Origin of the sequence: Streptomyces sp. CB02980, assembly GCF_014451325.2 — a bacterium.
GTDB lineage: Bacteria > Actinomycetota > Actinomycetes > Streptomycetales > Streptomycetaceae > Streptomyces.
Window position 1 is genome coordinate 256,984 of record NZ_JACSCH020000002.1, and the last position, 23,704, is coordinate 280,687.

At 73.5% G+C, this 23,704-nt stretch carries 21 protein-coding genes; 5 read left to right on the plus strand and 16 right to left on the minus strand.

The window, feature by feature from the left end:
- Positions 1 to 29: 29 nt before the first annotated feature.
- From E0F75_RS04775 to E0F75_RS04820, 10 genes are all read right to left on the minus strand, one after another.
- Complete coding sequence (locus E0F75_RS04775) at positions 30 to 1,514, minus strand: cellulase family glycosylhydrolase (protein WP_187621198.1); 1,485 nt, start codon at positions 1,512 to 1,514, stop codon at positions 30 to 32.
- A gap of 177 nt (positions 1,515 to 1,691) precedes the next feature.
- Positions 1,692 to 2,660 (minus strand): ABC transporter substrate-binding protein, encoded by a 969-nt coding sequence (locus E0F75_RS04780; RefSeq protein WP_187621199.1) that lies wholly within the window; start codon positions 2,658 to 2,660, stop codon positions 1,692 to 1,694.
- Positions 2,657 to 3,328, minus strand: coding sequence for an ABC transporter permease (locus E0F75_RS04785; RefSeq protein ID WP_187621200.1), 672 nt, complete (start codon positions 3,326 to 3,328; stop codon positions 2,657 to 2,659). Before E0F75_RS04785 ends, E0F75_RS04780 begins: the two co-directional genes overlap by 4 nt.
- Before the next feature lie 93 nt (positions 3,329 to 3,421).
- Entirely contained in the window at positions 3,422 to 4,102 is a 681-nt protein-coding gene (locus E0F75_RS04790) for an ABC transporter permease (protein WP_187621201.1), read from the minus strand.
- A 125-nt stretch (positions 4,103 to 4,227) separates the two neighbouring features.
- On the minus strand, positions 4,228 to 4,617 hold the full coding sequence (locus E0F75_RS04795) for a VOC family protein (protein WP_187621202.1): 390 nt from the start codon (positions 4,615 to 4,617) through the stop codon (positions 4,228 to 4,230).
- 104 nt (positions 4,618 to 4,721) lie between these two features.
- The gene (gene nadE, locus E0F75_RS04800; protein ID WP_187621203.1) at positions 4,722 to 5,552 is read right to left on the minus strand and encodes an ammonia-dependent NAD(+) synthetase; all 831 of its coding nucleotides are present in this window, start codon (positions 5,550 to 5,552) and stop codon (positions 4,722 to 4,724) included.
- Between the two features lie 301 nt (positions 5,553 to 5,853).
- A complete protein-coding gene (locus tag E0F75_RS04805) occupies positions 5,854 to 7,002 on the minus strand; it encodes a sulfite oxidase (RefSeq protein ID WP_187621204.1) in 1,149 nt (382 codons plus the stop codon).
- 91 nt (positions 7,003 to 7,093) lie between these two features.
- Positions 7,094 to 9,181: a regulator gene (locus tag E0F75_RS04810; RefSeq protein ID WP_187621205.1), complete on the minus strand. Its 2,088-nt coding sequence runs from the start codon at positions 9,179 to 9,181 to the stop codon at positions 7,094 to 7,096.
- Positions 9,182 to 9,333: 152 nt separating this feature from the next.
- Complete coding sequence (locus E0F75_RS04815; protein ID WP_187621206.1) at positions 9,334 to 10,914, minus strand: molybdopterin-dependent oxidoreductase; 1,581 nt, start codon at positions 10,912 to 10,914, stop codon at positions 9,334 to 9,336.
- Positions 10,915 to 10,919: 5 nt separating this feature from the next.
- The gene (locus E0F75_RS04820; RefSeq protein WP_187621207.1) at positions 10,920 to 11,573 is read right to left on the minus strand and encodes a sigma-70 family RNA polymerase sigma factor; all 654 of its coding nucleotides are present in this window, start codon (positions 11,571 to 11,573) and stop codon (positions 10,920 to 10,922) included.
- A 133-nt stretch (positions 11,574 to 11,706) separates the two neighbouring features.
- Here E0F75_RS04820 and E0F75_RS04825 point away from each other — a divergent pair, with 133 nt between their 5' ends.
- Positions 11,707 to 12,702 (plus strand): MerR family transcriptional regulator, encoded by a 996-nt coding sequence (locus E0F75_RS04825; RefSeq protein ID WP_187621208.1) that lies wholly within the window; start codon positions 11,707 to 11,709, stop codon positions 12,700 to 12,702.
- A gap of 115 nt (positions 12,703 to 12,817) precedes the next feature.
- Here E0F75_RS04825 and E0F75_RS04830 read toward each other — a convergent pair whose 3' ends face one another.
- Both E0F75_RS04830 and E0F75_RS04835 read right to left on the minus strand, forming a co-directional pair.
- Entirely contained in the window at positions 12,818 to 14,191 is a 1,374-nt protein-coding gene (locus E0F75_RS04830) for a deoxyribodipyrimidine photo-lyase (protein ID WP_187621209.1), read from the minus strand.
- A gap of 79 nt (positions 14,192 to 14,270) precedes the next feature.
- Positions 14,271 to 15,935, minus strand: a complete 1,665-nt coding sequence (locus tag E0F75_RS04835) for an SDR family oxidoreductase (RefSeq protein ID WP_229312504.1) — start codon at positions 15,933 to 15,935, stop codon at positions 14,271 to 14,273.
- A 132-nt stretch (positions 15,936 to 16,067) separates the two neighbouring features.
- Here E0F75_RS04835 and E0F75_RS04840 point away from each other — a divergent pair, with 132 nt between their 5' ends.
- Positions 16,068 to 16,562 carry a MarR family winged helix-turn-helix transcriptional regulator gene (locus E0F75_RS04840; protein ID WP_187621210.1) on the plus strand — a complete coding sequence of 165 codons (495 nt, stop codon included), beginning with the start codon at positions 16,068 to 16,070 and terminating at the stop codon, positions 16,560 to 16,562.
- Positions 16,563 to 16,810: 248 nt separating this feature from the next.
- The gene (locus E0F75_RS04845) at positions 16,811 to 18,940 is read left to right on the plus strand and encodes an MMPL family transporter (RefSeq protein WP_187621211.1); all 2,130 of its coding nucleotides are present in this window, start codon (positions 16,811 to 16,813) and stop codon (positions 18,938 to 18,940) included.
- Here E0F75_RS04845 and E0F75_RS04850 read toward each other — a convergent pair.
- Positions 18,933 to 19,556: a fasciclin domain-containing protein gene (locus E0F75_RS04850; protein WP_187621212.1), complete on the minus strand. Its 624-nt coding sequence runs from the start codon at positions 19,554 to 19,556 to the stop codon at positions 18,933 to 18,935. The genes E0F75_RS04845 and E0F75_RS04850 overlap by 8 nt on opposite strands.
- 222 nt (positions 19,557 to 19,778) lie before the next feature.
- Here E0F75_RS04850 and E0F75_RS04855 point away from each other — a divergent pair, with 222 nt between their 5' ends.
- The gene (locus E0F75_RS04855) at positions 19,779 to 20,363 is read left to right on the plus strand and encodes a sigma-70 family RNA polymerase sigma factor (RefSeq protein WP_308189546.1); all 585 of its coding nucleotides are present in this window, start codon (positions 19,779 to 19,781) and stop codon (positions 20,361 to 20,363) included.
- Positions 20,360 to 21,106 (plus strand): anti-sigma factor domain-containing protein, encoded by a 747-nt coding sequence (locus E0F75_RS04860; RefSeq protein WP_187621214.1) that lies wholly within the window; start codon positions 20,360 to 20,362, stop codon positions 21,104 to 21,106. The genes E0F75_RS04855 and E0F75_RS04860 overlap by 4 nt, the downstream gene beginning before the upstream one ends.
- Positions 21,107 to 21,195: 89 nt before the next feature.
- On the opposite strand, the gene E0F75_RS04865 is transcribed toward E0F75_RS04860, so the two are convergent.
- From E0F75_RS04865 to E0F75_RS04875, 3 genes are read right to left on the minus strand one after another with little or no spacing between them, the layout of a single operon-like run.
- Positions 21,196 to 22,110 carry an amino acid ABC transporter permease gene (locus E0F75_RS04865; RefSeq protein WP_187621215.1) on the minus strand — a complete coding sequence of 305 codons (915 nt, stop codon included), beginning with the start codon at positions 22,108 to 22,110 and terminating at the stop codon, positions 21,196 to 21,198.
- Entirely contained in the window at positions 22,107 to 22,772 is a 666-nt protein-coding gene (locus E0F75_RS04870; RefSeq protein ID WP_187621216.1) for an amino acid ABC transporter permease, read from the minus strand. Before E0F75_RS04870 ends, E0F75_RS04865 begins: the two co-directional genes overlap by 4 nt.
- Before the next feature lie 10 nt (positions 22,773 to 22,782).
- Entirely contained in the window at positions 22,783 to 23,652 is an 870-nt protein-coding gene (locus E0F75_RS04875) for a glutamate ABC transporter substrate-binding protein (RefSeq protein WP_187621217.1), read from the minus strand.
- Between the last annotated feature and the right edge of the window lie 52 nt (positions 23,653 to 23,704).

Sequence of the window (23,704 nt, forward strand, 5' to 3'; positions counted from 1 at the left end):
CATGGCGGGGGCGTACCGGAGGAGGGGCGTCAGGAGGTCGGGAAGTCGTCCGCCGTCCTGATGCGGTCGCGGATCCAGACGCCGGCGGGCTTAAGCGAGCCGGTGCCCGCCCAGGGGCCGCCGGAGTCGCAGGTGCCGGTCTTGAAGACGGCGCCGCTGCGCTCGTCGTCGGAGAAGTTCCAGTTGACCCAGCTGATCTTCTTGGAGGCCATGAGGTCGAGGAACCGCTGCGACATCGCGAAGTCGTTGCTGCCCTCACCGGCGTAGTTCTGGGTGCCGAACTCGGTGACGAAGACGGGCAGCTTGTCGGCGGCGCGGGAGAGGGTGTTCAGGTACTCGTCGCGGTGCGAGAACGCGTAGAAGTGGAAGGTGTACATGATGTTGGTCGCGTTCACGGGGTTGGACACGACCTCGGACTCGTTCGCGCCGTCGGAGACGCCGAACGAGGACCACGCGCGCGTGCCGACGAGGATCGGGGTCTCGGCGTCCTTGGCGCGGATGACCGGGATGAGCTGCTCGGCGTAGCTCTTGATGCGGGACCAGGCGACGCCGTTGGGCTCGTTGGCGATCTCGTACAGCAGGTTGGTCTTGGAGCCGTGGCGCTGGGCGATCTCGGTGAAGAAGGTCTTGGCACGGGCGAGGTTGTAGTGCGGGTCGCCCGGGTCGAGCATGTGCCAGTCGACGATCACGTACATGCCGCGCGCGGTGGCCTGCTCGATGAGGGAGTGGGCGAGGTCGGTGTACTTGCGCGGGTCGGTCTCGTAGCCCTCCTCCTGGACGTATGTGGAGACGCGCAGGACATCGGCGTTCCAGTCCTTGGCGAGGGCGTCGAGCGAGCCCCCGGTCAGACACTGGCTGTACCACTGGGTGCCGTGGCTGGACATGCCGCGCAGCTGGATCGGCTTGTCGTAGGTGTTGCAGAGCTTGGTGCCGCAGACCTTGAGCTGGCCGTTGACGGCGGCGGGGGTGGTGCCGGTGGGCGGCTGGGTGGTGGTGCCGTCGACCTTGATGTGGTCGACGTTGGGGCCGCCGTTGGCGGTGGTGGCGGTGGCGCGGATGGTGTTGGCGCCGGCCTTGAGGGTGGTGGTGACGGTGGTGGTCGCCCAGGTGGTCCAGGCGCCGGTGCCGGCGAAGGACTTGCCGGAGGCGGCGACGGCGCCGTTGACGGCGATGTCCATGGGGCGGTTGGTGGTGGTGCCGTTGGCGTAGCGCAGGGTGAGGGTCGCGGGCCCCGCCTGGTCGGCGTTGACGTTCCATTGGACGTAACTGCCGGTGGCGTTGTCGTAGTTGACGAATCCGTTGCCGGTGAATCCGGTGTGGTTGGACTCGACGGCGCCCTGGGAGACGGTGGCCGTCTCCGCCTCGTAGGTGACGGGGGCGGCGGTCGCGGTGGGCGGGGTGACGGCGAGGCCGAGGAGCAGCGCGCCGAGGGCGGTTCCGGCGACGCCGAGGCGTCGGACGCCGGGCCGATGGCCGATGCGGGTGCGGAGTCGAGCGGATCGTGCCGAAGTCATGGGGGTCTCCACGGAACGACGAACGAGGCCTTGGGGAAGGCCGAGGGATGCGGGCGAAAGCGCCGTTGGACTGGAAGGAAACTTTCCTAACGGATGAATAGCAGGGTCCCGAACCGCCTCGCAAGGGTCATGACAAGAGACGCAGTTCAGCGGGCTGACGGAGACGGGCCCCCGAACTCAGCGCGGGACGAGCCCCTTCGCCACGAGGTAGTTCCGCGCCACGTCCTCCGGGAGGCGCCGCCAGCTGTCCACCTGTTCGTTGAGCCGCGCCAGATCGGCCGTGGTCAGGACCGTGTTGAGACGGGAGAGCGCCCGGGTGACGCGCTCGCCGCCGGCACGGGCGCGGTTGACGACGGGGACGACGTGGTCGGCGTTCTGCAGGTGCTTGTCGTCCACGAGCAGGACGAGCCCGAACTCGTCGAGTGTGGCATCGGTGGTCGTGGTGAGCACCAGCTGGTCCTGGCCGTTCTGGACGGCCTGTTTGGACGGGGTGGTGCCGACGCCCTTGGGGTCGACGGCGGTGATGTCGATGCCGTAGACCTTCCTCAGACCGGGGGCGCAGTACGGCCGCCGGACGCATTCGTCACCCGCCGCGAGACGGATCGGGAGGCCGGTGGCGCCGAGGTCGCTGAGGGTCTTCAGCCGGTGTGCGGCGGCGAACTCGGCGGTGACGGCGAAGGCGTTCTGGTCGACGGCCCGGCCCGCGTCGAGGACGGTGAGCCCGCGGGGTGCGGCCAGCCCACGGAGGGCCTTCATAGTGGCGTCCAGGTCGGGCGAGCCGACGGTCGCTGCGTCGGCCCCGTTGACCTTGGCGTTCAGCCAGTCGGCGAAGGTCGCCGCGTACTCCGCCACGACGTCGATCCGACCGCGCTCCAGGGCCGGTTCGTACAGCTCGCGGTTGGTGACGGAGAGGATCTTCGTACCGTACCCGGCGTCCTCGAGGAGCAGGGCGTACATCTGGGCCAGCAGGTCGCTCTCGGTGAAGCCGGCCGAGCCGACGGTCAGCCGGCGGCTGTCGCCCGGTGGTGCCGTGACCTCGCCCTGGGCCTCCAGGGCGGGTCCCGTCGCGCAGCCGCCGAGGAGAGCGCAGGCCGCCAGGAGGAGACCGGGGGCGGCGGCCCGGGGCGGCCGGATCGGTCCGCTCACGGGCCGTTCCGTACGCCGGCGGGGGCGAGGCGCCGGACTGCCTCGAAGACCCCTTCCACGAGCAGCGCGAGGACGGCGACGAGGCACGCACCGGCGACGACCTGCGGGGTGGAGGCGAGGTTGAACCCGGCCGTGATGATCCGGCCGAGCCCGCCGCCGCCGGCCAGCGCGGCCACGGTGGCGGTGGCGACGAGCTGGACGGCGGCGATCCGCACGCCGGTCAGGATCAGCGGCAGCGCGAGCGGCACTTCGACCAGGGTCAGGGTCTGGCGGCCCGTCATGCCCATGCCGCGGGCGGCCCGTACGACGTCGCGGTCGACGCCGCGCATCCCCACGTACGCGTTGGTCAGCAGCGGGGGCACGGCGAACAGGACGAGCGCGATGATCGTCGGCCACTGGCCGTACGAGCCGATCGGGCTGAGGAGGAGCAGGACGAGGACGGCGAAGGTGGGAACGGCCCGGCCGACGTTGGAGAGGTTCACGGCGAGCGCGCCGCCCTTGCCGAGGTGCCCGAGGACGAGCGCGACGGGCAGGGCGATCGCACAGCTGATGGCGAGGCAGACGACGGTGAGGAGGAGGTGCTCGGCGAGCCGGTGCCAGATGCCGTTCTCGCCGGACCAGTGCGCGGAGGTGGTGAGCCAGGACCAGGCGTCGGCGAGGGTGGTCACGCGACCCGCCTGCGGGTCGGGAAGGCGGTCATACGGCCTGCCTGCGGGGCGGGGAGTCGGTCGTACGGCCTGCCCGCCGGTCCCGGGGGGCCGTCATGCGGCCTGCCCGCGGGTCCAGGGGGTGAGCAGCCGTTGCGCGCCGAGGAGGAGCAGGTCGGCGGCGACCGCGATCACGACGCAGAGCACGGAGGCGGTGAGCACCTGGGCCTTGAAGAAGGTGTTCATGCCCGAGTAGATGAGGTTGCCGAGTCCCCCGTGGCCGACGATCGCGCCGATCGTGACGAGGGAGACGGCCGAGACGGTCGCGATCCGGAGCCCGGCCATGGCGGCGGGCACGGCGAGCGGCAGCTCGACGGCGAGCAGCAGCCGGACCGGTCCGTATCCGAGGCCGCGGGCGGCCTGGCGGGTCTCCTCGGGAACGGCGCGGAGCCCGGCCAGGATGTTCCGGACGAGGAGCGTGAGGGAGTACAGGACGAGGCCGGCCACGACCAGGGCGGCGGACAGCCCGTACACGGGCAGGAGCAGCGAGAACATCGCGAGAGCCGGAACCGTGTACAGGAGTGTGGTGACCCCGAGGATCGGCCCGGCCGCCCAGCGCCACCGACGGGCGGCGATCGCGAGGGGAAGGGCGAGCACCAGGCCGAGGGCGACGGAGACGGCCGTCAGCTGGACGTGCTGGACGACGGCGTCGGTGAGGATCTCGCTCCGGGTGGAGAGATAGGCGCCGCAGATCCACTCGTTGCGGGCGAGGCAGTCGTCGGGCGGCGCGATCACCCTCCCATTCGAGGCGGTACGGGGCCGCCGCGCACGCGGGCCGGTCCGTTCGGGGGCAGGAGCGGGGGCGGGGACGGAGGCGGGGACGGTGCCGGACGGCTACGCCGACGCCCGGGTGACTCCGGTCAGCGGTTCTCCTGGAGCACCGACAGGACGTTGCCCGCCGGGTCCGTGAACCACGCGATGGCCGGTCCGCCGTCGACCCGCACGATGCCCTTCGCGTCGGCCTCGAAGCCCTCGTAGCGCTCCAGGGTCACTCCGCGCCCCGTCAGATCGTCCACGGCCCGGTCGATGTCGTCGACCGCGAAGTTGAGGATCGTGAAGGTGGCGGGGGTGTGGTTGTCCTTCGGATAGACGAAGACCCGGGCCCCGCCCGCCAGGGTGAGGAAGAGCACCCGCATGTCGCCCTCCCCCTCCTCGCCCACCTCCAGACCGAGGGTCTCGCCGTAGAAGCGCCGGGCTGCGCCCAGGTCGTCGACCGAGAAACCGCTGAATGCCGGGGTTTCGCCGAACATGGCGTGCTCCTTTCCGGGGGCCCGATCCGGGCACCCCTTCCAGGATCCGCCGAGTGTCCGCCGCCCGCCGCTCAGCCCGGCGCTCAGGCCGGCGCGCGGGTCGCTCAGGGGGCGATCGGCAGCTGCCGCTTGTGCTCGGTGAGCTCGTAGCGGCGCACGATCGTGGCGGAGGCGGCCTCGGCGACCGGCTTGCCCTCCAGGAAGTCGTCGATGTCGTCGTACGTGACACCGAGGGCGTCCTCGTCGGGCTTGCCCGGGTCCAGCGTCTCCAGGTCGGCCGTGGGGGTCTTCCAGACCAGCTCGGCCGGGGCACCGAGCTCGGCCGCGACCGCGCGGACGCGGCGCTTGGTCAGTCCGGTGAGCGGGACGAGGTCGGCGGCGCCGTCGCCGAACTTGGTGAAGAAGCCGGAGACGGCCTCGGCCGCGTGGTCGGTGCCGACGACGAGGCCGTCGTTGGCTCCGGCGACCGCGTACTGGGCGATCATCCGCTGCCGGGCCTTGATGTTGCCCTGCACGAAGTCCTGGTGGTGGGCGTCGCGGAAGGCGACACCACCGGCGAGGGCGGCCTCCAGGGCCGCGTCGCTCGCGGCCTTGACGTCGACGGTGAGGACCTCGTCGGCGCGGATGAAGCCGAGCGCGGTCTGCGCGTCCTTCTCGTCGGCCTGCACGCCGTACGGCAGCCGCATCGCGTAGAAGGTGGCCTCGTGGCCGGCGGCGCGGGCCCGCTCCACGGCGAGCTGGCAGAGGCGTCCGGCGGTGGTGGAGTCGACGCCGCCGCTGATGCCGAGGACGAGGGAGCGCAGACCGGTGGAGGTGAGGCGCTCGGTCAGGAAGGCCACGCGGCGCTCGATCTCGGCCCGCGGGTCGAAGGTCTCGGCCACCTGGAGGTCCCGGGCGATCTGCTGCTGGAGGGCGGTGGACGCCGGGTCGGTCACGGGAGTCTCCTCGTCGGGTTCAGGGGCTGCGGGAGTCGACTTTACGCACCGGGGCGGCGGCGCGTCGTCCCGCCCCGGCCCCGCCGCCTCGCTCGGTACCGGCCGGCACGAGGGGCCACGCGGAGACGGGTCGCGGGCCCCTCGCGCCGCGTGGCCCGACGCCGTCAGACCCCGGTCGCGTCCGGGGCCGGGGCCGGCGTCGCGTGCGGGGTCGCGTCCGCCGTCAGGCCCCGGTCGTGTCGGGCGTCGTCAGGCCCCGGTCGTGGCCGGCGTCGTCAGACCCCGGTCGTGTCCGGCGTCGTCAGACCCCGGTCGTGTCCGGCGTCGCGTCCGGGGTGCAGAGGACCTCGACCCGCTGGACGAGGTTGTTGGCGAATCCGCCGCGGTTCCAGGGCTCGACGACCGGCTGGACGTTGCCCCCGGCGTCGGTGGCCCGCACGGTCAGATGGCGCAGGCCCGGGGTCGCCGTCCAGGTGGTGCGCCAGGCGGACCAGGCCCAGGGATGCGCGGGATCCGGTACGAGTTCCGCCTCGGTCCAGGCCGCCCCGCCGTCCTCGCTCACCTCGACGCGGGTGATCGGCCCGTGGCCCGACCAGGCGCGGCCGGTGAGCGGGACGGGGCCGGGGCGGACCACGCGGGTCCTGGACATGAAGTCGGGGAATCCGGGCGGCACCATCAGGGCCCGGGGCGCGATGAGGGTGACGGGCGCCCCCGGCTCCTCGGGCGCCTGCCGTACGCGATAGGCCACGGCCTGCTGGAAGCCGGTGTACGGGGTGTCGGTGAGCGTGATGTCGTGGAGCCACTTCACCTGGGCCATGCCGTACCAGCCGGGGACGACGAGCCGGAGCGGGCTGCCGTGCTGCGGGGGCAGGGGCGCCCCGTTCATGGCGTACGCGACGAGGACGTCCCGGTCCGGGTCGGCGGCCGTCGTCAGGGGGAGACTCCGCCGGTAGTCCTGCTCGACGCCCCGCTCCACCCCGTGGTCGGCGCCGGTGAAGACCGCCTCGACGGCGTCCTCCGCGACACCCGCCTCGGCGAGGAGCGCGGCGAGGGGGACACCGGTCCAGTCCGCGGTTCCGACGGCCTCGACGAGCCAGGGCTGGCTGACCGGCCGGGGCGACAGCCGGGCCCGTCCGTTCCCTGCGCACTCCAGGGTGACCCGGCGGGTGACGGAGGGCCGGGAGCGGAGCTCGTCCACGTCGAGGTCGAGGGTCCGCAGCACGCGGCCGCCGACGGTGAGCCGCCAGCCGTCGGCGGCGGTGTCGGGGATGTCGTAGTGGACGAGGACGTAGTGCAGCCCGGGCGGCGTGACGTCGTACCGCAGCGCTTCCAGGGGCAGCCCGTGATTGCGGGCGGCGAGGGCCAGCTCCTGCAGGGAGAGTCCCTCGTCGGGCCCGGCCACGCGTCCCGGTGTGCTGATGTCGCTCAGACCACTCAGGGATCCGTCCATGCCCTCATGGTGCGCCGCGGCCCGGGGCCCGGCACCTCGGCGCGGAGGGGTCTCGGACGGGGCTCGGACGGGCTGTCCCTGTAGTGCCGCCTCAGGTCTGGCGGGGGCCTCGCAGGGCTCGGTCCAGGCCGTCCTGGGGAAGCCCGGTGAGGGCGCGTACGAAGATCTCCTCGTAGGCCGGTTCGCCGATCGTCGCGCGGGCGGTGTCCGTGTACTTCTCGTGCAGCGCCCGCAGGCCCGGCAGGCCGCGACGTGGCTGGCCCGTGGAGCGCCAGTACGCCTCTCCCGTGCCCGAGACGTCGGCCGCCCGCTCGCCGTCACCGGCTGCCGCGAGCGCCGTGGCCAGGACGTCGAGCCCGAGCGCCACCCCCAGGCTCGCGCCGAGTCCTCGCGTGCCTTCGAGCATCGCGCGCGCGTGCCCGGCCGCCGTCGCCGGGTCGCCCTCCAGGAGACCCGTGAGGGCGAGCTGGTACTCCAGGGCCGTCCGGGTCCAGTGCTCGTCCAGCTCCACGCACAGGGTCCGCAGGGCCAGCGCCCGGTCGCGGGCCTCGCCGAGCCGGCCGAGGCCCGTCAGCGCGAACACGCGGACGAGGTGGCAGCGGAGCCGGGCGGCGGAGTCGGCGGGGCCGCCCCGGGCGGCGTCGAGGACATGGCCCACGACGACGTGAGCGGCCATCGGACGGCCCGTGGTCAGAGCGAGGAGGCCGGCCAGGGCGGCGGCGTCGAGGGTCAGGTCACCGGGGTGGCCGGCGCGCTCGGCGTCCTCCGTGTACTCCGTGTACCGGGCCTCCCGGGCGCAGCGCTCGCTCACCTCCTGCGCGGGACCGGACTCCCCCTGGAGTACGAGGGTGACGCCCAGCGCCCACAGCGCGCGGGCCCGGGTGCGGCCGCGCGCGCCGCTCAGCAGCAGGGCCTGTTCGAGGCCGTCGCGGGCCTCGCGGAGACGGCCACGGCAGGACCAGGCGAAGGCGACCGAGCCGATGAGGTCGAGGGCGGCGTCGGGGTCGGTCCGCAGCAGCCGGTCGAGGGCGGTGCGCAGGTCGGTGTGGTGGGCGTCGACGGTCCGGTACCAGCGGAGCTGGCGCGCGCCGTGCCATTCGGTCTCGCCCCGGCGCGCGAGCCCCCGGAAGTGGGCGGCGTGCCGGTCGGCGACCGTCCCGGTCTCGCCGGTCCGATCCAGCCAGGTCGCCCCGTACGCGCGGATCGTGTCGAGCATCCGCAGTCGGCCGCCCGCGTCCGGCGGGCGGACCACGGAGGCGCGGACGAGCCCGTCGAGGGCCCCCGGCAGGGTCGCCCGGTTCAGCGGGCCGCCGATGCACACGGCGGTCGCCGACGCCAGGTCGAAGGGGCCGCGGAAGACGGAGAGCCGGGCCCAGAGGAGGCGTTCGAGCGGAGCACTCAGCTCGTGGCTCCAGCCGATGGCGGCCCGCAGGGTCTGATGGCGGCTCGGCCATACCCGCTCGGTGTGCGCGAGCAGGTCGAAGCGGGCGGAGGGCGGGGCGTCGAAGCGGGTGCCGAGCTGGTCCCGGACGGCTTCGGCGCCCTGGAGGCGGATCTGGGCGGCGGCCAGTTCCAGGGCGAGCGGGATGCCTTCGAGGCGTACGCAGATCTCGCCGGCCGGGCCCGCGGCGGTGAACTCCTCGCCCGCAGCCCGGCGGAGCAGCTCCAGGGCGTCGCCCCCGGCGGGCGGCAGCGGGTCGAGGGCGACGACCCGCTCCCCCTCGACGCCGAGGGGGCGCCGGCCGGTGGCCAGGACGGTGAGTCCCGGGGCGGCGGCGAGGAGTTCGGCGACGAGCCGTGCGCAGGGTTCGGCGAGGTGTTCGCAGGAGTCGAGGACGAGCAGCAGCCGGTCGTCGGCGAGCCGGCGGCAGAGTCCGGTGGTCGCCATGCCGGGGGTGTGGTCGGAGAGGTCGACCGAGTCGGCGACGAGGGCGACGAGGAGCCGGTCACCGTCGAGCGGGGTGAGGTCGGTCCACCAGGCACCGTCGGGGTACCGGTCGGCGGCGCGGTGCGCGGCGCGCAGCGCGAGCCGGGTCTTCCCGACTCCCCCGACGCCGGTCACGGTGACGAGGCGGTGCTCCGCCAACGCGGCGGATATCCGCTCCAGTTCCGTGCGGCGTCCCACGAAACCGGGGTTCTCGTCCGGCAGATGTCCACGCACGGGAGCAGTCTCCCTCATGAGAGCGACGAACGGGTGGTCGGCACCGGTTCGTTACGCTGCCCGGACCGGAGCGTCGCCACCCTCCCGACCGTCACGATGCCGCACCCCGACCGTCACGGCTACCCCCTTCCACCGTCACGGCTCCTTCACTTCGGGCGGGACGGCTGTCCCTACTCGACCGTCACGACGACGGAGTGCAGGCCCTGGGCGCCGTCGGGCATGGTGCCGGTGCGCTCTTCGGGCTGGGTGGCGCCGGTGCCGTCGGTGGCGCGGACGGTGAGGGTGTGCCGGCCCGGGGTCGCCTGCCACGGGTACAGCCACTGCCGCCAGGTGTCGCTGCTGTCCTCGGCGGCGAGCCGGGCCTCGTGCCAGGGGCCGTCGTCGATCCGTACCTGGACCCGGCGGATGCCCCGGTGCTGGGCCCAGGCGACCCCGGCGACCATGACGGTGCCGGCGGCGGGCCGGGCGAAGGCGCGGGGGGTGTCGATGCGGGACTGGGTCTTGACGGGGGCCTGGGCGGCCCAGCCGCGCGGGACCCAGTAGGCGTCGTAGGCGGCGAAGGTGGTGAGTTCGATCGACTCGATCCACTTGCAGGCGGAGACGTACCCGTAGAGGCCGGGGACGACCATGCGGACGGGGAAGCCGTGGGTGAAGGGCAGGGGTTCGCCGTTCATGCCGAAGGCGAGGAGGGCGTCGCGGCCGTCCATGACCTGCTCGACCGGGGTGCCGATGGTCATGCCGTCGACGGAGCGGGCCACCAGCTGGTCGGCGGGGCCGCCTTCGGACGGCGGCCGGACGCCTGCCTCGCGCAGGAGGTCGGCGAGGGACACGCCGAGCCAGCGGGCGTTGCCGACGTACGGGCCGCCGACCTCGTTCGAGACGCAGGCGAGGGTGATGTCCCGCTCCACGATCCGCCGGGTCATGAGCTCCCGCAGGGTGACGGTGAGCTCCTCGCGGACGCCCGTGCCGTGGACGCGCAGCCGCCAGTGGTCGGCGTTGACCCGGGGGACGACGAGTGCGGTGTCGACGCGGTAGAAGTCGCGGTTCGGGGTGACGAAGGGGCTGATGCCGGGGACCCGGAGCTGGGCTCCGGCGGGCACGGCCGGCGCGGGGGACGCCGGTCGTGGCAGGCGCAGGGCCGCGCGGGAGGCGGCGGCGTTCTCCTCGAAGGGGCTGCCGGCCGCTCTGGCGAGGGCGGCGGCGCCGGTCGCCGCGAGGCCGGCGGAGGCGGCGACGACCAGGAACGTCCGGCGGTCGGCGCGGGCGGCCGCCGATCCCGTCCCGGCTCTCCGGGTGAGGATGCCGGTCAGGGCGTACAGCAGGGCCGCGCCGACGGCGGCGCCCACCAGGGAGGGCACGGCGTCGAGCGCGGAGTCCGAATCGGGCCGCGTGACGGCCGCCAGGGCGCCGAGGACGCCGAAGGCACCGACCGCCGCCGAGCCGAGCAGCCGGTGGCGCAGTGCGAGGAGCCCGATCCCGACGGCGAGGATCCCCAGGATGATCAGGATGCCGAGCTGGAGAACGGCCTTGTCGCTCTCGCCGAACTCACGGATCGCCCACTCCTTGACGGCCGCGGGTGTCTGGTCGACGACGACGCCGCCGACGGCGGTCACGGGACTCGCCTCGGGCCGTACCCAGAAGGCGGCGAGGTCCGCGACGGCGAGGGAGACGTATCCGGCGATCAGGCCGCCGACGGACGCGAGGAGTCGGTCCGTGCGGGTGGGCTCGCCCGGGGGCTCGGAGAGGGTCATGCTCCTCATTCGGCATCGGCGGCGCTCGGGATGGGCCGATTCACCTGGAAGGTGGACAGCGGTGGGAGTCCCGGCGCCGCGCTCAGCGAACGGCGCATCCGGTCGAGGCCGCGCCGCGCGTGGCTCTTCACGGTGCCGAGCGGCATTCCCGTGCGCTCGGCGATCTGGACCTGCGTGAGGTCACCGTAGAAGGCCATGGCGAGCACCTCGCGTTGCGCGGCGGGCAGCTTCGCCAGCTCGCCGGTGACCACGAGCCGGTCGACGACCCGGTCGTGGTCCGGGACGGACACCCCGTCGGGGGACAGCCGCTCGCCCACCGCGACCACCAGGTCCCGGCGCCGGGTGCGCGCCGCGAGGGCGTCGGCGATCTTCCGCCGGGTGATGCCGACCAGCCAGCCGGGGAACGGACCGCGCTCCGGCCGGTACCCGGCCCGGCCCCGCCAGGCCGCGAGGAAGACCTGCTGGCCGACGTCCTCCGCCTCCCTGGCGTCGCCGAGGGTGCGGGCGGCGAGGGCGTGCACGAGGCCGTGCCACCGGGCGTGGGCGACGGCCAGACAGGTCTCGTCGCCGCTGACGAACCCGTCGGCGACCTCGCGGTCGGACAGGGGCCGCGGCTCGCTCCGGAGCGGGGGCCGGGCGTCGACGCTCGGTGCGGTCATGGCGACTGCTCCTCAGGCCGGGACCGGCGGAGACCGGTCGGCGGGCGGGGTCCCCTCACGGGGCACCCCAAGGCTCCGTCCCGGCACGGCGACCGCACCATTCGCAACGGTCGTGCGTCGTATCGTGGGCCTCATGACCGAACCCTCGCCGGGTCTCACCAGCGGCGCGGTCGCGCGCCGCCTGGGTGTCGCGCCCACCACCCTGCGCTCCTGGGACCGGCGCTACGGCATCGGTCCCGCCGCCCATGAGAGCGGCCGGCACCGGCGGTGGAGCCCGGACGACATCGCCGTCCTCCAGGAGATGTGCCGGCTGACGGCCTCCGGCGTTCCTCCCGCGGAGGCGGCCCGGGCCGCCCGGTCCGGAGCCGCACCGGCCGCGGCCGCCCCCGGGGAGGCACCTGCCCGGCCCGCCGCCCGCGGACCGGGACCGGCCCTCGGCGACGTTCGACGGGAGCTGCGGGGTCTGGGCCGCGCGGCCGTCAGGCTGGACTCGGGGGCCATGGACGAGCTGCTGGGGTCCGCGATCGCGCGGCACGGTCTGGTCACCGCGTGGGAGGAGGTACTGGCGCCCGCACTGCACGCCGTGGGCCGCAAGTGGGAGACCTCGGAGGACCGCTACGTCGAGGTGGAGCACCTGTTGTCCTGGCACGTCTCGACGGCGCTGCGCAGGGTCGGCTCGGCGGGCCGTGCCAGGACCCCGGAGGCGGGCACTCCGCCGGTCCTGCTCGCCTGCGTGCCGCACGAGCAGCACACCCTCCCGCTGGAGGCGCTCGCCGCGGGACTGGCCGAACTCGGGGTCCCCACCCTGATGTTCGGGGCGGCCGTGCCACCGGAGGCGCTCGACCAGGCGGTACGGAGGACGGGGCCCGCCGCGGTCGCGCTGTGGGCCCAGGCGCGTTCGACGGCGGACCACCCCCTGGCCCGCCACGTCGCCGACACCTCGTGGGGCGTCAGGGGCGCCCGGTCCCGGACGGCGGTCCTCCTCGCGGGTCCCGGCTGGGCGGGCCGGACGCCCGGGCCGGGGATGCTGCGTCCCACGGGTCTGCGGGAGGCCCTGTCGCTGCTGCGGGGTCTGTGCGCCGCCGCACGGGACGGCGAGGGGGCCACCGCCGCTTCGGGAGGCTCGTGAGCGGACGCCGTCCGGCACGTTCCCAAGGCCCCGGCGCCCGGGGCGAGCCCTCTAGAGCCTGTCCGGCGGATCGGGGTCGACCCGGCCTGATCGGCAGGACACCGCCGGACAGGCCCTAGTCCCGGCCCCGGGCGTGCCGGAAGCGGGCGAGGCCGTCGGCGAGTTCGACCACCGGGTCCGGGTAGTCGTACCGGGCCCGTTCGAGCCCGGGCAGCTTCCACGGCTCGTGGACCGCGGGGCCTTCCAGCCCGGCGAGTTCCGGCACCCATCGCCGTACGTACGCGCCGTCCGGGTCGTACCGCTTGCCCTGGATCACCGGGTTGAGCACCCGGTTGGGGCGGCTGTCGGTGCCCGTGCCGGCCATCCACTGCCAGTTGAGCTGGTTGTTGGCGACATCGCCGTCGACCAGCAGGTCCAGGAAGTGCCGCGCTCCCTCGCGCCAGTCGATGTAAAGGGTTTTGGCCAGGAACGAGGCGGTGAGCAGCCGCCCCCGGTTGTGCATCCAGCCCTCGTGGGCGAGCTGTCGCATCGCGGCGTCGACGACGGGGTAGCCGGTGCGGCCCTCACGCCAGGCCCGGAGGTCGGCGTCCGCGTCCTTCCCGTGCCGCCAGTGGTCGTGACGCGTGCGGTAGTCGTCGGCGGCGGCGTCGGGGCGCGCGGCGAGGACCTGGTGGTGGAAGTCGCGCCAGCAGAGCTGGCGTACGAACGCCTCGGCGCCCGACCCGCCGCGCGACCGGGCCCGGTGGACCGCCTCGGTCGCCGAGACGGCGCCGAAGTGGAGGTACGGCGAGAGGCGGGACGTCGCGTCGCCCGCGAGGTCGTCGTGGCCTTCCTCGTACGTGTCGACGCCCCGTGCCAGCCAGGCGGAGAGCCGCTTCCTGCCCTCCTGCTCACCGCCGGTGGCGAGGCCCTCGGAGACGGTCGGGACGTCCGCGCGGGCCGGAAGTTCCTCGGAGCGGATGCCGCGGGGCGTCCGGACCACCCGCGGTGCCGCGAGCGGCTCGCGCAGCCGCTCGCGCGACCAGCGGCGGAAGTAGGGGGTGAAGACCGCGTAGTGGTCCGAGCCGTCCGGTGTCACGGCGCCCGTGGGCAGCGCGGTGACGACGGCGTCGTGGACGTACAGGCGCCTCCCGTCCGCCTCAAGGGCGCGGCGGAGCCGGTCCTCGCGGTGCCGGGCGAAGCCGCTGCAGCCGGCCGCCATGTGGACGTCGTCGGCGTCGGCCGCCCGGACGACGGCGCACACCTCGGCGACCGGGTCGCCCGAGCGCACCACGAGCCGGCCGCCGCGCTCGCGCAGTCCGGTGTCGAGGGCGGTGAGGCAGTCCGCGAGGAACGCGTCCCGGTTCGGCGCCGCGTGGCCCGCGCGGGCCACGGCCGGATCCCGTACGAACAGGGGGACGACCTCGTTCCCCCGGCCCAGCGCGGCCCGCAGCGGCGGATGGTCGTGGACGCGGAGGTCCGAGGTGAACAGGACGACCGAGACGTTCATGGCACCGCTCCTGGCATGGGGTCACCGACCGGCTCGGCGAGGCGCCTGACCGGTGGGTCGCTGTACTGACGTGCGGAGGTCATTCGCCCTGCGGGGGCGATCCGGATGCGGGTGCCTGGGCGGATGGGGACGACGAGCCGGGCACGGGTGACGACCCGGATGCAGGTGACGAGCCGGATGCGGGTGACGGGCCGGACGCAGGTGGCGAGCCGGACCCGGACGACGGGCCGGCGGTCCCCGCCGCCTCGCTCGCCTCCGCCGTCAGCGCGATGTTGCGGGCCATGCCGCCGAAGACCACGGCGTGGAACGGCGCGACGCTCCACCAGTAGGCGTGGCCGGCCAGGCCGTGGGGGTGGAACAGGGCCCGCTGCCGGTAGCGGGTCGCCCCGCTTCCGTCGCGCTCGGCGTACATCTCCAGCCAGGCGAGGCCGGGGAGCCTCATCTCGGCGCGCAGCCGCAGCAGCTGGCCCCGTTCGATCTCCTCCACCCGCCAGAAGTCCAGTGAGTCGCCGGCTCTCAGGTGCAGGGCGTCGCGCCGGCCCCGGCGCAGACCGACGCCGCCGACGAGCCGGTCGAGCCAGCCGCGGACGGCCCAGGCGAGGGGGAAGGAGTACCAGCCGTTCTCCCCGCCGACGCCCTCGACGACCCGCCACAGCGCCTGTGGTGACGCACCGACGGTGAGTTCGCGCTCGTCGGTGTAGAGGCTGCCGCCCGCCCAGTCGGGGTCGGTGGGCAGGGGATCGCTCGGCGCACCGGGCACCGAAGCGGAGGACCAGCGGGTCGTCGTCCTCGCCTCGCGGACCCGCTGGAGGGCGAGGGCGAGAGCCCGGTCGAAGGCGAGCGGGGCGTCGGGCGGGTCCGGCACCCGGTCGGCGATGTCGTGCTCGTCGCAGACGACCTCGTAGCGGAGCGACTCCGCGAGCGGGCGGGCGATGGACCGGGGCACCGGGGTGACAAGGCCGATCCAGTGGCTGGACAGCCGGGGGGTGAGGACCGGCACGGGGAAGACGAGCCGCCGGGGAAGTCCGGCGACGGCGGCGTAACGGCGCATCATGCCGAGGTACGTGAGGACGTCGGGGCCGCCGATGTCGAAGGTCCGGCTGACCTCCGCGGGCATCCGCGCGCTGCCGACCAGATAGCGCAGGACGTCGCGGACGGCGATCGGCTGGATCCTGGTGCGGACCCAGCTCGGGGTGACCATCACGGGCAGGCGTTCGGTGAGGTAGCGGAGCATCTCGAACGAGGCCGAGCCGGAGCCGATGATGACGGCGGCGCGGAGCACCGTGGTGGGAACCCCGGATTCCAGGAGGATCCGGCCCACCTCGGCGCGGGAGCGCAGATGCGGCGAGAGCTCCCGGTCGGGCACGCCGCGTGGGGTGAGGCCGCCGAGGTAGACGATGCGGCCGACACCGGCGGCGCGGGCCTGTCGGGCGAAGTTCAGGGCCGCCGTGCGGTCGGTGCGCTCGAAGCCGCGCCCGGCGCCCAGCGCGTGCACCAGGTAGTACGCCACGTCGACGTCGCGGAAGGCGGGAGCGAGGGTCTCGGCGTCGGTGACGTCGCCGCGGACGATCTCCACCTCGCCGGCCCAGGGGTGGTCGCGCAGTTTCGCGGGGGTACGGGCCAGACACCGCACCCGGAATCCGGCCTCCAGGAGTTCGGGGACGAGACGGCCGCCGATGTAGCCGCTGGCGCCGGTGACCAGGCACAGCGGTCCCGGGGTCTCGTGCCCTGACGCGTCGCTCATGGATCTGCTCCGTTCCGCTGTCCGGGAGGTTCGCCGCGCTCCCCCACCGGCCGGGGGCTCGGCTTCCTCCTGTCTCTCTTCCGAAGGGGCGGCCGCCGCGGATGCACCGGCCGGTTTCTATAGGCTGATCGTGTGGCCAGTACAGAGGAACCCGAGACCGGTGGGACCGCGCCCGCGCGCGTGCCGGGTGATGCGCAGGGCTTCGCCCGCGCGCTGCGGCGGACGAACGGTGAGATCAATCGACTGGTCCATGGTTTCGCGCTCGCGCAAGGACTGCATCCCACGGACGTGCAGGCCCTCTCGGTCGTCCTGGACAGCCCGGAGCCGCTGACGCCGGGGCGTCTGAGGGAACACCTGGGGTTGACCTCGGGGGCGGTCACGGCCTGCCTCGACCGGCTCGAACGGGCCGGGCACATCCGCCGCTCCCGGGAGAGCGCCGATCGCAGGGTCGTCCACGTGCATTACGTGGAGGGGGCGAAGGCCGCCGCACGCAGTTACTTCATGCCCTTGGCGCAGGCGGCGGAGCGGGCCCGACTGCGGTTCGACGCGGAGGAGCTGGCCGTGGCCGTGCGCTTCCTGGACGCGTTGAACGAGGAACTCGGCGGCCTGCACGTCCCGCGCCGCTGACCGAGCCGTCCGGGACACGGGCGCACCCTGGTGCCGTACGGCTCGCGGGCCTGCCGGCCCTGGTGCCGTACGGCTCGCGGCCTCCTCAGCGAGCCCTGGTCGGGTACGGCTGCTGCCCCTCCCGGCGAGCCCCGGCCCCCCCTGCCCCCTCCCCCGGCCTCTCCGTGCTTCAATCTCTCTCAATCATTGAGATTCTTTTTCCTTGAGAGACTTCCTCCGTGTCGAGAGACCCCTGCCCTGGAGTCCGCATGCCCCGCCCCGCACGATGGGCCGCCCGTCTGCTGCCCCTCGTCCTGCTCGTCCTCTGGCTCGCCGTCGGCGGCGGGCTCGGCCCGTACGCGGGAAAGCTCGGTGAGGTGGCCACCAACGACCAGGCCGCCTTCCTCCCCCGCAGCGCCGAGTCCACCCGGGTGATCGAGGCCCAGCGGGCCTTCCGCCAGGACGAGACGCTCCCCGCGCTCGTCGTCTGGACCGCACCCGGCGGCGCGCCGCTCGGCCCGGAGACACGGTCCGCGGCCACGCGCGCGCTGGCCACGCTCACGGGGCGGCCGGGGGTCGTCGGCACCCCGACCCCTGCGCTCCCCTCCGAGGACGGGGAGGCACTGCGGGGAGTCGTACAGCTCCGCCCCGACCTCGGCGCGGAGCTCGCACCCACCCTCGCGGAGATCGACCGGGCGGCCTCCGCCGTGCCCGGGACGACCGTGTGGCTCGCCGGTCCCGCCGCCACACAGGCCGATCTGTCGGACGCCTTCGCCGGCATCGACGGACTGCTGCTCGCGGTCGCCCTGGTCACGGTGCTGCTCATCCTGCTGCTCGTGTACCGCAGCGTGCTGCTGCCCCTGATCATCATCGTCGGCGCGGTGCTCGCGCTCGCCCTGGCCTGCGCCGTGGTGTACGTGCTCGCCGACCACGACCTCGTCCGGGTCGACGGACAGGTCCAGGGCATCCTGTCGATCCTGGTCATCGGCGCCGCCACCGACTACGCCCTGCTCCTCGCCGCCCGCTACCGCGAGGAACTCGCCCGCCGCGACGGCGAGCGTGTCCCGGCCATGCGTGCGGCGCTGCGCCGGTCCGCCGGTCCCATCACGGCCAGCGCGGCCACCGTGGCGCTCGCCCTGCTCGCCCTGCTGTTCAGCGATCTGACGAACAACCGGGCCCTCGGCCCGGTGGGCGCCATCGGCATCGTCTGCGCCGTGCTGAGCACGCTGACCTTCCTGCCCGCCGTCCTGGTCCTGCTCGGCCGCGCCGCGTACTGGCCCTCCCGGCCACGCGCGGCCGAGTCCGAGGGCGGCGGCCACGGGATCTGGCGCCGCGTGGCCGCGCTGGTGGACCGTGCTCCCCGCAAGGTGTGGGCGGCGACGCTCGCCGGGCTGCTCGCCTGCGCCGCGTTCGCGCCGGTCCTGGAGTCCAAGGGGGTTCCGCTCGACGAGATCTTCGTCGACGACGCCCCCTCCGTCGCCGCGCAGGAGGCGCTCGGCCGGCACTTTCCCGGCGGCGCGGGCAACCCGGCGATCGTGATCGCCGACGCGGGCGCGGCGGCCCGGGTGACCTCGGCGGCCGAGCGGGTCGAGGGAGTGGACTCGGCCGCGGCCGTCACCGCCTCCGGCCGGCCGGGCGCCGGAGCACCGCTGGTCGTCGACGGGCGGGTCCGGATCGACGTCACCCTGACCGATGCCGCCGACAGCGACGCGGCCGGGGCGGCGGTCGCCCGGCTCCGGGCGTCCGTGCACGCGGTGCCGGGGGCGGACGCCCTCGTCGGCGGCTACACGGCGCAGCGGTACGACACCCGGCGGACCGCCGAGCGCGACCGGATGCTGATCGTGCCGGTGGTGCTCGCCGTCATCCTGGCCATCCTCGTGGGCCTCCTCCGCTCCGTCCTGATGCCGCTGCTGCTCGTGGCCACGGTGGCCCTGAACTTCTTCGCCACCCTCGGGGTCTCGGCCCTGGTCTTCCGGTACGTCTTCGGCTTCAGCGGCACGGACTCCTCGGTCCCGCTCTACGGGTTCGTGTTCCTGGTCGCGCTCGGCGTGGACTACAACATCTTCCTGATGTCCCGGGTGCGGGAGGAGTCGCTGCGGCACGGGGTCCGCGAGGGCGTCCTGCGCGGACTGACCGCGACCGGCGGAGTCATCACGTCCGCCGGTGTGGTGCTGGCCGCCACGTTCGCGGCGCTGGGCGTCATTCCGCTCGCCTTCCTGGTGCAGATCGCCTTCATCGTCGCGTTCGGCGTCCTCCTGGACACACTCGTCGTCCGCTCGCTGCTCGTGCCCGCGCTCGTACGGGACCTCGGCCCCGTCGCATGGTGGCCCGGCAGGCTCAGCCGGGAGGCGACGAGGCCGGAGGGCGGTGACCCGGGGAAGAACGCCTCCGCTACTTAGGCATCAGCACCGTGTCGATGACGTAGACGGTGGCGTTGGCGGTGGGGACGTTGCCGCAGACCACCTTCGCGGACTCGTTGACCGTGAAGGACTCGCCGGAGCCCTGGGTGGTCAGCCTGCCCTTCTGGAGGGTCTCGAAGGAGCCGTTCTCCAGCTGCTTCGGGGTCAGCTTCTGGCCCACGACGTGGTACGTGAGGATGTCCGTCAGCATCGCCTTGTCGGCGAGCACCTTGTCCAGATCGGCCTTCGGGATCTTGGCGAAGGCGGCGTTGGTCGGCGCGAACACCGTGATGTTCTCGGCGTTGTTCAGCGTGTCGACGAGACCCGCCTGCTTGACGGCGGTCACCAGCGTCGACAGCTCGGGGTTGTTCGAGGCGGCCGTGGCGACCGGGGCCTTGGCCATGCCGTCGAAGGAACCGGCGCCGTCCTTCGGCACCGACGCGCACCCGGGGCCGAAGGGGCCGTCGGCCGTCATGGCGGTCGCCTTCGTCGAGGCCGCGGCGGGGGCCGCCGCTCCGTCACCGCTCGCCTCGGCCGAACAGGCGGTCAGGCCCAGCGGCAGCAGCACGGCGGCGGTCACGGCGACGGAGGCGCGACGGAAGGTCTGGGTGTTCATGATCACTCCTGGTGCTTCGGGTCCACCGGTCGGGGGCCCGTCACCAGTCATTCGGTGCGCGGCTGCGTCCGGATGGCTCCCCTCACCCGAATGAGTGATGAGGATCGGCTGCCGTGCCTCGGCCCGCTGAGCTGTGCGGAAAAGTCTCCGGCGCGACCCGTCCACCGGGCCGCCGGCTCCGAACACCTCCTGTACTCGAGTGATTCCTGGAGGAGACCGCCGGTGAGAGAGAACGTGTGGATCGGCGACGTCCGACCCGCGGCTCCGGACCTTCCCGAGCTGATGGAGCGCGTGGCACTCGGCGACCAGCAGGCCTTCACGGCCGTCTTCGAGGCGGTGTCCGGGCCGGTGCTCGGCCTCGTCCGCACCGTGCTGCGGGACCCCGCCCAGTCGGAGGAGGTCGCCCAGGAGGTGCTGGTCGAGGTGTGGCGGACCGCGGCCCGCTACGAGCCCGCCCGGGGGTCGGTCCTGGCCTGGGTCATGACGCTGGCGCACCGCAGGGCGGTCGACCGGGTGCGGTCCGAGCAGGCGGCGTCGAACCGGGAGAAGCGGGTGGCCCTGCTGGAACACACGGCCGCCTACGACGAGGTGGTGGAGCAGGTGGAGGACCGGCTGGAGCGGGAACAGGTCCGGCGCTGCCTGCGGGGCCTCACCGAGCTGCAGCGCCAGTCGGTGAACCTGGCGTACTACCGGGGCCTCACCTATCGCGAGGTCGCGGAACTGCTGGCCGTGCCGCTGGGCACCGTCAAGGCGCGGATGCGCGACGGACTCATCCGGCTCCGGGACTGTCTGGGGGTGGGCGTGTGAACGCCGTGGATCCGCACACGATGACCGGCGCGTACGCGCTCGACGCACTGGACCCCGAGGAGCAGGAGGCCGTACGGCGTCACCTGGCGGTGTGTCCGTCGTGCACCGAGGAGGTCCGGGAGTTCTCCGAGACCGCCGTCCGGCTGGGTCTCGCCGTCGCGGTGACGCCGACCGCCACGCTGCGGACGGGCGTCCTGGAGCGGATCGCGACCGTACGCCAGGAGCCGCCGGCGACGCCGAGGGCGGCGCGGACCCCGCGCGGCCTGCGCCGGTGGTCGCAGTGGGCACTGGCGGCCTGTCTCGCCGGGGCCGTCGGACTCGGCGGGGTCGCAGCCTGGCAGCACGGGCTGGCCGAGGACGCCCGGAAGGAGACGGCCCGCGCACAGGCGGCGAACGACGCCGTCGCCGAGGTCCTCGCGGCCCCGGACGCCCGGGTCTCCACCAGCCGGCTCGAAGGCGGCGCCGTGGGCACGGTCGTCGTCTCGGCCTCGCTCGACCGGGCGGTGTTCGCAGCCTCGGGCATGGCGCCGCCACCGGCCGGCAAGGTCTATCAGCTCTGGTACGACGACGGGGGCACCATGCGGTCCGCGGGGCTGATGGACCCGGGAGCCACCGCCGAGGCGACCCTCCTCGACGGTCCCGTGAACCAGGCGTCCGGGGTGGGGGTCACCGTCGAACCGGCCGGCGGCTCGCCGAGTCCGACCTCCGCGCCGGTGGCGGTGCTCGCCTTCCCCCGGGCCTGACTCGGGGGCACGCGCGCGGGCGCACGCGCACACGCGCACGCGTGCCCCCGTCCTACGCTGCCCGGCCCTGCGCGGCCCCGCCCCGAGGATCACTTGGTCCCGTCGGTCGGGCCCGCGTGTTCGCCCGGTGTGGCCAGTTCCTCCACCGCGTCCGCTCCGACGACCGCGCCCGTGGACCTCTTGCCGCGCCGCAGCCGCCCTTCGAGCCAGGAGGCGAAGGTGGTGAGCGCGAAGTTGAGGACGACGAAGAGCACGGCGACGACGGTGAAGCAGGCGATCGTGTTCGCTCCGTAGTTGGCGCTCATCGGGCGGACGGAGGCGAGGAGTTCGGAGAAGCCGAGCATCGCGCCGCCGAGCGCGGTGTCCTTGACGATGACGACGAGCTGGCTGACGAGCGCGGGCAGCATGGCCGTGACCGACTGCGGGAGGAGCACGTACGTCATGGTCTGGCCCTTGCGCATGCCGATGGCCTTCGCCGCGTCGGTCTGGCCCGCGGGGAGGGCGAGGATGCCGGCCCGGACGACCTCGGCGAGCACGGAGGCGTTGTAGAGGACGAGGCCGGTGACGACGGCGTACAGCGGACGGGTCTCCGGGCTGATGTCGGTGAACTCGGACAAGGCCGCGTTGGCGAAGAGCATGAGGATCAGGACGGGGATCGCGCGGAAGAACTCGACGACCGTGCCCGCCGCGCCGCGAACGGCCCGGTGGTCGGAGAGGCGGGAGATGCCGAGGAGGGCGCCGAGGGGCAGGGCGATCACCATGGCGAGTCCGGCGGCGATCACGGTGTTCTTGAGCGCGGGGAGGATGTACGTCTCCCAGACGCGGGCGTCGGTGAAGAAGGGGGCCCACTTGGACCATTCGAGCTGGTTCTTGTCGGCGAGGCTCGCCACGACCCACCACACGACGGCGGCGAGCGCGAGCAGGAACAGCACCGTCCAGAGGAGGTTGCGGCGCCGGGCGCGGGGGCCGGGGACGTCGTAGAGGACGGTGGGCTTGGTCTTCACCGTTTCACCGCCACCTTCTTGGCCACCCAGCCGAGGAAGAGGCCGGTGGGCAGGGTCAGGCAGATGAAGCCGACGGCGAAGATCGCGGAGATGAGGATGAGCTGGGCTTCGTTCTCGATCATCTCCCGCATCAGCAGGGCGGCTTCGGCCACGCCGATGGCGGCGGCCACGGTGGTGTTCTTGGTGAGGGCGATGAGGACGTTGGCGAGGGGGCCGACGACGGAGCGGAAGGCCTGCGGGAGCACGATGATGCGCAGGATCTGGGGGAAGCTGAGTCCGATGGCGCGGGCGGCCTCGACCTGGCCGAGGGGGACGGTGTTGATGCCGGAGCGCAGCGCCTCGCAGACGAAGGCGCTGGTGTAGGCGATGAGGCCGAGGACGGCGAGCCGGAAGTTGATCGTGGTGAACCGGTCGGCGCCCATGTTGACGCCGAGGGTCTGGAAGAGGCCGAGCGAGGTGAAGACGATGATGACGGTGAGGGGGATGTTGCGGACGATGTTGACGTAGACGGTGCCGAAGCCCCGCATGAGGGGGACGGGGCTGACGCGCATCGCCGCCAGCAGCGTCCCCCAGACGAGGGAGCCGATCGCCGAGTAGACGGTGAGCTGCACCGTCACCCAGAAGGCTCCGAGCAGGTCGTACCCCTGGAGGAAGTCGAACACGACGGCCCGCTCACTTCACGATGACGCCGATCTCGGGGGCGGGTTCGTTCTGGTAGTTCGCGGGGCCGAAGTTCTTCTTCACCGCCGCGTCCCAGGAACCGTCGGCGACCATCTTCTCCAGGGCGGTGTTGATCTTGCCCTTGAGGTCGCTGCCCTTCTGGACGCCGATGCCGTAGTTCTCGTTGCTCATCTTGAAGCCGCCGAGCTTGAACTTGTCCTTGAACTCGCTCTGCGAGGCGTATCCGGCGAGGATCGAGTCGTCGGTCGTGACGGCGTCGATGACACCGTTCTCGAGTCCGGTCAGGCACTCCGAGTAGCCGCCGAACTCCTGGAGCTGGGCGTCGGGGGCGATCTTGTCCTTGACGTTCTGCGCGGAGGTCGAGCCGGTGACCGAGCAGAGCTTCTTGTTGTTGAGGTCGGACGGCTGCTTGATCGAGTCGTCGTCGGCCCGGATCAGCACGTCCTGGTGGGCGAGGAGGTAGGGGCCGGCGAAGTCGACCTTCTCCGCCCGCTTGTCGTTGATCGAGTAGGAGGCCGCGATGAAGTCCACGTCGCCGCGCTGGAGCATCGTCTCCCGGTCGGCGCTCTTGGCCTCCTTCCACACGATGTCGGACGGGTCGTGGCCGAGTTCCTTCGCGACGTACGTGGCGACGTCGACGTCGAAGCCGGTGTAGGTGCCGTCCGGGGTCTTCAGGCCGATGCCGGGCTGGTCGTACTTGATGCCGACGGTGATCTCGTCGCCGCCGTGGTCGCGTGGGACGGCGCCGGTCGCGCCGTTCGCGAATCCTGCGGAGGTGAAGGAGAGGACGACGGCCGCGGCGACGGCCACGGTGGCCCTGCCGGTCCTGACGGTCGCCCTGCCGGTCCTGGTCGCGTTCATGAGGATCACCCCTGGGGGCTGCTGGTCGGGCGGCGACCCTGCCGTGTCGTGC

Excerpts from the sequence above, each read along its gene's own strand:
- E0F75_RS04775 (WP_187621198.1), bottom strand. The coding sequence starts at position 1,514 with ATGACTTCGGCACGATCCGCTCGACTCCGCACCCGCATCGGCCATCGG.
- E0F75_RS04795 (WP_187621202.1), bottom strand. The coding sequence starts at position 4,617 with ATGTTCGGCGAAACCCCGGCATTCAGCGGTTTCTCGGTCGACGACCTG.
- E0F75_RS04805 (WP_187621204.1), bottom strand. The coding sequence starts at position 7,002 with ATGGACGGATCCCTGAGTGGTCTGAGCGACATCAGCACACCGGGACGC.
- E0F75_RS04810 (WP_187621205.1), bottom strand. The coding sequence starts at position 9,181 with ATGAGGGAGACTGCTCCCGTGCGTGGACATCTGCCGGACGAGAACCCC.
- E0F75_RS04815 (WP_187621206.1), bottom strand. The coding sequence starts at position 10,914 with ATGACCCTCTCCGAGCCCCCGGGCGAGCCCACCCGCACGGACCGACTC.
- E0F75_RS04820 (WP_187621207.1), bottom strand. The coding sequence starts at position 11,573 with ATGACCGCACCGAGCGTCGACGCCCGGCCCCCGCTCCGGAGCGAGCCG.
- E0F75_RS04825 (WP_187621208.1), top strand. The coding sequence starts at position 11,707 with ATGACCGAACCCTCGCCGGGTCTCACCAGCGGCGCGGTCGCGCGCCGC.
- E0F75_RS04830 (WP_187621209.1), bottom strand. The coding sequence starts at position 14,191 with ATGAACGTCTCGGTCGTCCTGTTCACCTCGGACCTCCGCGTCCACGAC.
- E0F75_RS04835 (WP_229312504.1), bottom strand. The coding sequence starts at position 15,935 with ATGAGCGACGCGTCAGGGCACGAGACCCCGGGACCGCTGTGCCTGGTC.
- E0F75_RS04845 (WP_187621211.1), top strand. The coding sequence starts at position 16,811 with ATGCCCCGCCCCGCACGATGGGCCGCCCGTCTGCTGCCCCTCGTCCTG.
- E0F75_RS04850 (WP_187621212.1), bottom strand. The coding sequence starts at position 19,556 with ATGAACACCCAGACCTTCCGTCGCGCCTCCGTCGCCGTGACCGCCGCC.
- E0F75_RS04875 (WP_187621217.1), bottom strand. The coding sequence starts at position 23,652 with ATGAACGCGACCAGGACCGGCAGGGCGACCGTCAGGACCGGCAGGGCC.